This window comes from Candidatus Methanodesulfokora washburnensis, assembly GCF_003947435.1.
Classification (GTDB): domain Archaea; phylum Korarchaeota; class Korarchaeia; order Korarchaeales; family Korarchaeaceae; genus Methanodesulfokora; species Methanodesulfokora washburnensis.
Window position 1 is genome coordinate 21,733 of the sequence record NZ_RCOS01000049.1, and the last position, 7,762, is coordinate 29,494.

Genomic DNA, 7,762 nt, shown 5'->3' on the forward strand with positions numbered 1-7,762 from the left:
ACTCTTCTTCATTCTTACTTTAAGTGCTCTGGCAAAAAGCGATGAAAGCATCCTCTAGATCTGTGCGCCTTAAAACTTGCCGCTATAGCCGAGATTTTCTCCTGCTTTACGTAGATCTTGCTCTCGGATTCAACAACTTTGGTAATCCTCCAAACTTTCCCTGCAAGTACAAAGACATCGCTGTCAAGAGGATATTGTATTTCTCCGATAGTTTTCCCAGAGGACTCGTCAACGACCTTCATTCCCTTGAGCTGGGGTATGTTGGAGTGTATTTTGCCCTTTTCACCTAGATCCATGATCTTCGTTGTTGCGTATATTTTATTATCAGTTTTTTCTATTAATCCAACATTTATGAGATGGTTAATTATGTCTCTCAGCTCGCTTTTGGTACAGAATCCATCAAAGAGCTTGTTGAAGTAATCAGTGTACAATCCTCCTGGATTTGCATATAAGGAGGAGAATATTTGTTGTACGACTACAGATAAATCTGGGGAATACTCTTCGTATCCTAAGTGTCCTTCTTTTGCAGCCTTAAGCATTTCCTCGAGGAGTAACCGCTCGTTTTCTGATCTAAAGATTGCGAAAACCCTACATCTACCCGTTCTCCTGTTTCCTCTCCCTATTCTTTGTAATAGGGATGAGATATTCCAGGGAACCTCTGCCAAGACCACTGCATCTATATCCCCTATGTCAATTCCCACTTCTAGTGTCATTGTAGCTATGCAAACTCCATAGCGAGTTTCTCTCATAAAATCCTCTGCTTCTTCTCTTACCTGTTTACTCAAGCTTCCATGATGGACTACAACATAGTTTCTTCCCCATAGCTTACTACATTCATCAGCAAGGCGTTCCACTTCAGCTCTTTTGTTACAAAAGACAAGCAATTTCCTAAGTCCTTCTTCCCTAGCATAGTTAAAGACTTCCTCAAGCGATCCAACTAATGTATAATCGAGCTCACGCTGACCTGGGGACTGGATTACCTCAAAGTTCTCCATGTATCTGCTTCCCATTTTCCAAGGATCATAAACAGTCGCTGATAGTATATATACATTAAAATCTCTCTCTGTAATAAACTTTAATCTTTTTAAAAGAATTCTCACCTGATCCCCTCTATAAGTTCCATCGATCAGGTGTATGTCATCCAATATCACGGCTCTTACTCCCCTAAAGCTTGCGGGATATCTGCAAAGCAATGAATCTAGGGATTCTGGTGTTGTTATCAAGAAGTTTGGCAGTTTATTTGGATTAAACGATGGTTTATCTCCAGTTCTCATCAGCAAAGAGACATTGAGCTCAGCTAGCTGATCCTTCAGCCTGTAGTATACGTCGTTTACTAGTGCCCTAGTGGGGGAGATGTAGAGGATCGCTAGGCCCTCCCATCCTTCTGAAAGAAACCTCTCAATCAGCGGTGCAACAACTGCCTCGGTTTTTCCACTTGCTGTTGGAGATACTATAACGGCATTTTTACCCCCAAGAACTACAGGTATAGCTTTCTCTTGAATGGGAAAAAGCTTGCCATATCTAGAAAAGAAAGTAAACCAAACATTCTTCAAACTTCTTTTTAGTTCGCTTTGAGTTTCGGTCATCTAAGCAACTCTCCCCAGCTTTTTTCTGGGTAAAATCTCTTCAGATCGAGTGCTTCAATTATTCCCTTTATAAATGATCTCATTTCTTTATTTGATATATACTTTGTCAATTTATCTACTTCACTTTCACTAAGATTATGGTTATATGCCCTTTTATATAAAGAAATTATTTCATCAGATACCTTCTTTAATTCCTTTTCATCTAATGGTTCTATATTTAATGTCTTTTCTTCTGCAACTTTAATATTAAGTATATTCTCATAATCTTTCCACGAGGGAGTGGAGGCAAGTATGATCTTCAGGTGAGAGGGCAACTTCCAAGCAAATCCTACTTGCTCGAGCATATGATATCTCAATCCTGTTTTTGATCCCCAAATATTCTCTATCTTATCCTCTAAAAGATCACCGTTGTTTTCTGCTAGCATAAACAATCCTCTCAAGAAATTCTTTCCTTTCTCTAGCTGATATTGATAGTTGGCTTCGATGATATTTTCTGCCTCGTCAAATAAAACCAAAAAACCCTTCAATCCCAGAATTTCATGGGCGGACCACGAAATTCCGTTTAAGATATAGCAGTATATGTTAGCTGCGGTGCCTGTTTTGTATAGGAATGGCCTAAAGTAATTATTTTCTCCCTCAATCCATTCCCAAATAAGTTCCTCGTCTGATTGCTGGTAAAGTCCCATATCTACCATTTTGAGCCTTTCCTGAAGTTTGTTAAGATATTTGTGTCCTTTCAAAAGGTGAGATTTGTCGTTATTAATAACTTCCCTTAAAAATTCCCTGAAACCTAAGGTTTTGCCTTCTATTTTACATTTGAATGATCTGACTATCTGCTGATAAATTTGGTATGGCCTATGAAGAGAGCTTTCCTCTTGGCCTATCTCAACTCTTGCAGTAGCCCATCCCTCTTCAAGGGATATTGAACGGATATATTCCAAAAGATGGGTTTTTCCACTTCCGTACTTCCCTGTAATAATGTAAAATCCGCCTTCTATCTCCTTTAGCCAATTTTTAATTTTTTGAATTTCTTTTTCTCTCCCAAATGTGAACTCCTCTACATAATCATGGGGTACTATGCCCATCCTCAGAGACTCTATCATCTGTCTAGCCTTGAACTTTTCATCAGAAAGCACAGAAGCAGCCTTTTCTGGCATTAATTTACCTATAAATTCAACTTCATCTCTTCTCACCCATCTGCTTATCCCGTCCTCGAATTCTACGTAGAGCTCAAATCCTCCAAATCTCTCCTTGCAAACACGCCCTCTTCCATATGTTTTGTGTTCCACGTATTGCACTTTCACACCTGTTCTTTCTTCAGATCCTCAAATTTGACAGCTTTTCCTGTTCTACGTAGTATGTGCATTGCTTTTATAATATTTTGGACAAAAAATCTTTTATATCCACCTTTCCATTTCTCCTCGTAGGCTGCTTTTGCGATATTCTCTATGGTTTCATCTAGGCTTTTTCTATCTTCAAATTTCCCATATGCTACTTCATATATTCTAGCCAGCTTTTCACCTATCTCTTTAAGGTGTGCAAGGAGTTCCATGGGTATTCTTTCTAGATATATTTTGACACCTGTTGGATTTAGCTCAGCATCGAATACTGTTGAAACTCGCTGAGATAGAGCTTCGTAGACAGAGGTTCTACCATTGAGAAAACTTTCATCTGGTACTGCATAAAACCACATTGTACGCCCAAAGCTGGCTTGGCCGCATTCATCTATCAACTCCCTTAGATTGTTCAAAAGAATGCTCTTCTGCTTAGAAGACATGCTTGGTACTGGTTCGGCTTCATCCATGAGTACAATGAGCCCTGAATATCCTATATCCGATAGCCACTGGACAAGAGACCGAAGCATCTTAAAGGCAGTACTTTTATCTATTTTCTCGAATATATTAAAATTATTCAATTTATTTTTAGGAGGATTCTCTCCTTTAAGCCATTGCAGTATCAGGTAAAAGTCTTCATCATGTCTATCTAGAAGTGCAAGGAATGCCTTCTTTACAGCATTCCTAAAGCTTATGCTATCATAGCGTCCCAGAGAATTGGCATAAGCTCTAAGCTCTTCGTCTAATTTTATCTTACCTACCCCTCTGGAAATCTCATTATACTTTTCCATATACCACTTTTTTATAATAGTTTCTATTCCTTTATCGTAATCTGATGATAAGAGCTTATCAGCTGGCTGGGGATAGACTAGGTTTTCCACAACAGATTTATAAACAAGATCCATTCTATGAAAAGGAGTTTCCTCTGGTCTCAAAACTATATAAGAGGTGGCATATCCATGTTTCCATGCCAGCTCTCTGATTGAATATAAGAAATGCGTTTTTCCCTCTCCATAAGCTCCTATGACCATCTTAAATGCAGATCCTCCGCCTTTTATGAAATCTTTCAGGTATTCCTTTTCTATGGTGTTCAGATAAATATCAAGGCCACTAGTGAAATATTGGAAGCCATACTCTGGAGGGGTTCCAGAGCTTCCGACAATCTCTATTATCTTTTTTGCTGTTACTGGATCTATGGCACTACTTGTCATGCTTTCACCTCCCTGAACTTAACATGTGATATGTAGATGCCCTCTCCTTTTTCGTTAGAAGGGATCCATAGGAAGTCATACCAATGCTTAGTATATGCCCGCGTAGCAATTATTAAGTCTAGCTCTTTATTGTCTATTATCCTATCTTTTAGTCTATATAAATCGTAGCTGAAAAATACGCGCCCATATTCTCTGTAATTCCTCTTAACAGGATTTACTCTAAATTTCTTATCCTGAATAAGGAGGACATATTCGAGGAGAACATCAGATATCGGCACTTGGTCTCCCATTTCCTTTCCCAGCCTGTAAAGAGATGCCTTATATGCCTCATAAATTTTGGATAAGAAACCCTTGCTATCAAATGGCCGTTGTGTGATGCTCTCATGTATTTTTCTCAGCTTATTGACTACCTCTGCCGGCACAAGACGTGCTACATCTAATCTCTCTTGTTGTGGACCATACCAGATTATGACCTTAAAATTATCCAGATCAACCTGAAGCGTGTAAAATGATGTCTTGAGCAAGGGATAATGACCTGCTAGCTCAAAGCCCATCTTCTTCAACTCATTCTCCAGATTTATTCCAAATTTATCTTTTATTTCCTCCTCCCATGCAGCAATCTTCGATCTTATATCATTAATATGCTGCTCAATTTTATTTTTGAAGGATTCTTCCAGCTTGCTGGACTCCAGAGCCTTCTCAGCTTTCCCCATTTCTTGCTTTATTTTGTGTAGATTGTTTATAGGATCTTTCTGCAATTTTTCTATGGTTTTAAGGGATTTTAGTAGATTTCTAATAGTGGTTCCTTCCTTGGAAAGCAGGGCTACAGGGTTATCTTGACTCTCCATGTAGGCACCTCTACAGCTTAGTTCTCCTTAAAGTTAAAAGTTTTATGGTTAAGAAGGCATGAGAGAATACACAGCTGGCCTAATCCTATAGAGTCATTGACCTTATAGGTTAATCCTCTTTGCTTATCTCAATATCTCTGAGATTTCTTCCAGACATAAAAATGCTAAGCAGATTTCTGAGCTTTATCTGTGCCATGAATCATTTACAGCTTTCAGACGCTTCTCTCGCTTTGCTGTAAACTGATCTTAGTTCCTCTCGATTATTATTGGATCCTCCATTTTTGGTACAATGCACTTCATCAGAGAAACCGAAGAGCCTAATGCACCACTATATTAAGGCTTCTATAATTGCCTATAAATAAACATTTTTATCTTCATCTTCTTTTTCAGGAGATCCTCCAGCAGCTTTCCCTTCTTCTCCACTCTCCCCACATCAATATCTAAGCTTTTGGCACGTACCTCGATTGTTATGCTTTCCTCATCCTTTTCACTGAAGAAGGCATGATTGACCACTCGATTAAGCCTGTAATCGAGGGCATCTGCAATTCTCAGCACAGCTATTGCCAGCAGCATATCCCTGTCATCTTTTATTCTCTCATCATCCAGCGGATTGGGCTTCTTCCTGTGATAATAGGCGATTATGGATGATCTCTCAGCAAGGCTCCTATCTTGCAGTTTATCTCTGATTATCTCAGCTGAAAGCTCGTGATGAATATCCTTATTACGGTAATCCCAGAGGCCCACATCGTGAAGAAGTGCAGCTGTATAAAGAGCTCTCCTTACATCCAGATTTTTACCAACTAAACCCATATTTTCAGCTGAGGTCCATAGATCAACTGTTAGCTCGGCCACTTTGATGGCATGCTTTTCTGCGCACATGTGCGCGCGGCCCCAGCCATATTCATTGCCTATCTCCACTATTTTATCCAGAAGATCTTCCTCTATCACTGTTTCTGGTATAAATCTTCTTATCTCAGATTTTATTTCATTCGCAGAACTCATGATCTCGTCCAGCATAACACTATATCAAGAAGTTGTATAAAAATTATTTTCGAGCTTTCCTGAAGAAAGTTTTCTGAAAGTTTGCTCAAAGTTTCCACATTAAAATTTAAATTTCAGAAGTCTTTATGATTCGTGATGAATGTGGATCTGCTTGCTCTTGTATTTCATCTGTGCGATGGCAGGATAAAAGGAGTCACCAGACTGAACAAGATAGTCTTTCTTCTGCAGGAGGAGTTCGGCCTGAACGGATACAGTTTCTCCGCCTCCAAATATGGACCTTGGTCAGGTGAGCTAGCTGATTCCATAGATGAGCTGGAGAAGGAGGGATTAATCAAGATAGAAGAGTTCAGCGATCCTATTTACAGCTTCATACAGGAGAATCCAGCCAAGATAATAACGGCATCCGATAGCCTGATGAAGCGGGGTAGAAGGGTATTTGAGGATATCTCAGCGAGAAACAAAATTTTGGCAGCCGAGATGCGCAGGAGAATCAGGTCCTACAACAGCGTGCCGATCACCTATCTGCTTGCCTATGTATACATGAAGTTCCCCTCTTTCGCATTGAATAGCGCAATAAGGGAGAGAGTTGAGAGCTGGAGAAGAATATGCAAGCTGAAAGGTGGGAGAGGAGCTAAAAAGGAAGAAGATCAAGTAGATGGAGAAGAGATTTGGGATTCAAAGGTAAAAATGGGATATTTCAGAGTATGCGCTGAAGCTCTTAGCCAGCAGGGAGTGAATCTAAATTGAGTGGAAAAGCGTATTGAAAGATCCTATCTTGATTAAAAGACATTCGATCTTGGTATGAAGTACCGGCTTTAGTCTCCTTTGCTTCTTATTAGCGTGCTATGTGTGCGTTTAGTATGAGGGTAATAGCTTTAGTTTCAGCTCTTTGAAAGAGTTTCCAAGGCAGCCTTTAGCAGGACTTCCATGCTCTCTTTAACTGATTTTTCATAAAAGGCTTGGAGCCATCCCTTCTCTGTTAAAATATCTGAGACGACCTGAGCTGAAGCTGCTTCAACATTTCTGTATTTTGCAACAGCGAAAATAGCTGATGTCTCCATATCCACAGCTAAAACGCCACTATCCCTGAACCTGCGGAACTTGCCCAATGTCTCCCTGTAAACGCCGTCAGTGGACCAGACAGGGCCGACGAAATGCCTTATTCCTCCATCATTTAAGCACTTAATTAACGTCTCCCTCAATCTCTGGGAGGACTCAACTTTCACTTCCGGTGGAAGATAATGATAGGAGGTTCCCTCATCGCGAATTGCCTCTGTCACAACGATTATGTCGGCTGGCTTCAGAAACTCCTGCAAGCCTCCAGCTAAGCCGACCTCGATGATTATTTTAGCTCCACAGGCAACAGCTTCCTCAAGTGTGATGACTGCGGCGGGTGCTCCAATCCAGAAACGGCCAACCCCTATCTCCACATTGTTAAATTCTCCGATGCAGAATGGCTGAGCTTCACCGTAAATCCATTCAACAGATCTGCCATTGATCAGGCCCTTTGCGCACTCAAATGCGCTTCTCTGATAGGTTAAAAGCAGGCGTTCCGGGATTTTCAGGGCATCTATTGGAACTCCCCTCTTCTCTGCAACATAGCGGATGGTGTCCAAGGGGCTAAATATGGGGTCATCCTCCTTCGCCATCATAAAGCTTGGTCCTCTTCAAATTTAATTTTAAGTATGCTTTGCATGCATTATCGAGGTCAACCTTCAATGGTGAGCAGTAATGGGAAAAGCTGAGTTTTTCAGCGATAGGAGGTCGAAGCGCATCATCCC

At 40.4% G+C, this 7,762-nt stretch carries 7 protein-coding genes; 1 reads left to right on the top strand and 6 read right to left on the bottom strand.

Annotated features, from left to right (window positions below):
• Positions 1-14: 14 nt before the first annotated feature.
• From D6D85_RS03200 to D6D85_RS03220, 5 genes are all read right to left on the bottom strand, one after another.
• Positions 15-1,586 carry a DEAD/DEAH box helicase gene (locus tag D6D85_RS03200; RefSeq protein WP_125670635.1) on the bottom strand — a complete coding sequence of 524 codons (1,572 nt, stop codon included), beginning with the start codon at positions 1,584-1,586 and terminating at the stop codon, positions 15-17.
• Positions 1,583-2,884: a BREX system ATP-binding domain-containing protein gene (locus tag D6D85_RS03205; protein ID WP_125670636.1), complete on the bottom strand. Its 1,302-nt coding sequence runs from the start codon at positions 2,882-2,884 to the stop codon at positions 1,583-1,585. The genes D6D85_RS03200 and D6D85_RS03205 overlap by 4 nt, the downstream gene beginning before the upstream one ends.
• Positions 2,885-2,886: 2 nt before the next feature.
• Positions 2,887-4,131: a BREX system ATP-binding domain-containing protein gene (locus tag D6D85_RS03210; protein ID WP_125670637.1), complete on the bottom strand. Its 1,245-nt coding sequence runs from the start codon at positions 4,129-4,131 to the stop codon at positions 2,887-2,889.
• The gene (locus D6D85_RS03215; protein ID WP_125670638.1) at positions 4,128-4,979 is read right to left on the bottom strand and encodes a hypothetical protein; all 852 of its coding nucleotides are present in this window, start codon (positions 4,977-4,979) and stop codon (positions 4,128-4,130) included. Before D6D85_RS03215 ends, D6D85_RS03210 begins: the two co-directional genes overlap by 4 nt.
• A gap of 342 nt (positions 4,980-5,321) precedes the next feature.
• Positions 5,322-5,996: an HD domain-containing protein gene (locus tag D6D85_RS03220; protein ID WP_125670639.1), complete on the bottom strand. Its 675-nt coding sequence runs from the start codon at positions 5,994-5,996 to the stop codon at positions 5,322-5,324.
• Between the two features lie 120 nt (positions 5,997-6,116).
• Between D6D85_RS03220 and D6D85_RS03225 the strand changes: the two genes are divergently transcribed.
• Positions 6,117-6,728, top strand: coding sequence for a hypothetical protein (locus D6D85_RS03225; protein ID WP_125670640.1), 612 nt, complete (start codon positions 6,117-6,119; stop codon positions 6,726-6,728).
• 134 nt (positions 6,729-6,862) lie between these two features.
• On the opposite strand, the gene D6D85_RS03230 is transcribed toward D6D85_RS03225, so the two are convergent.
• Entirely contained in the window at positions 6,863-7,630 is a 768-nt protein-coding gene (locus D6D85_RS03230; protein ID WP_237558733.1) for a nucleoside phosphorylase, read from the bottom strand.
• Between the last annotated feature and the right edge of the window lie 132 nt (positions 7,631-7,762).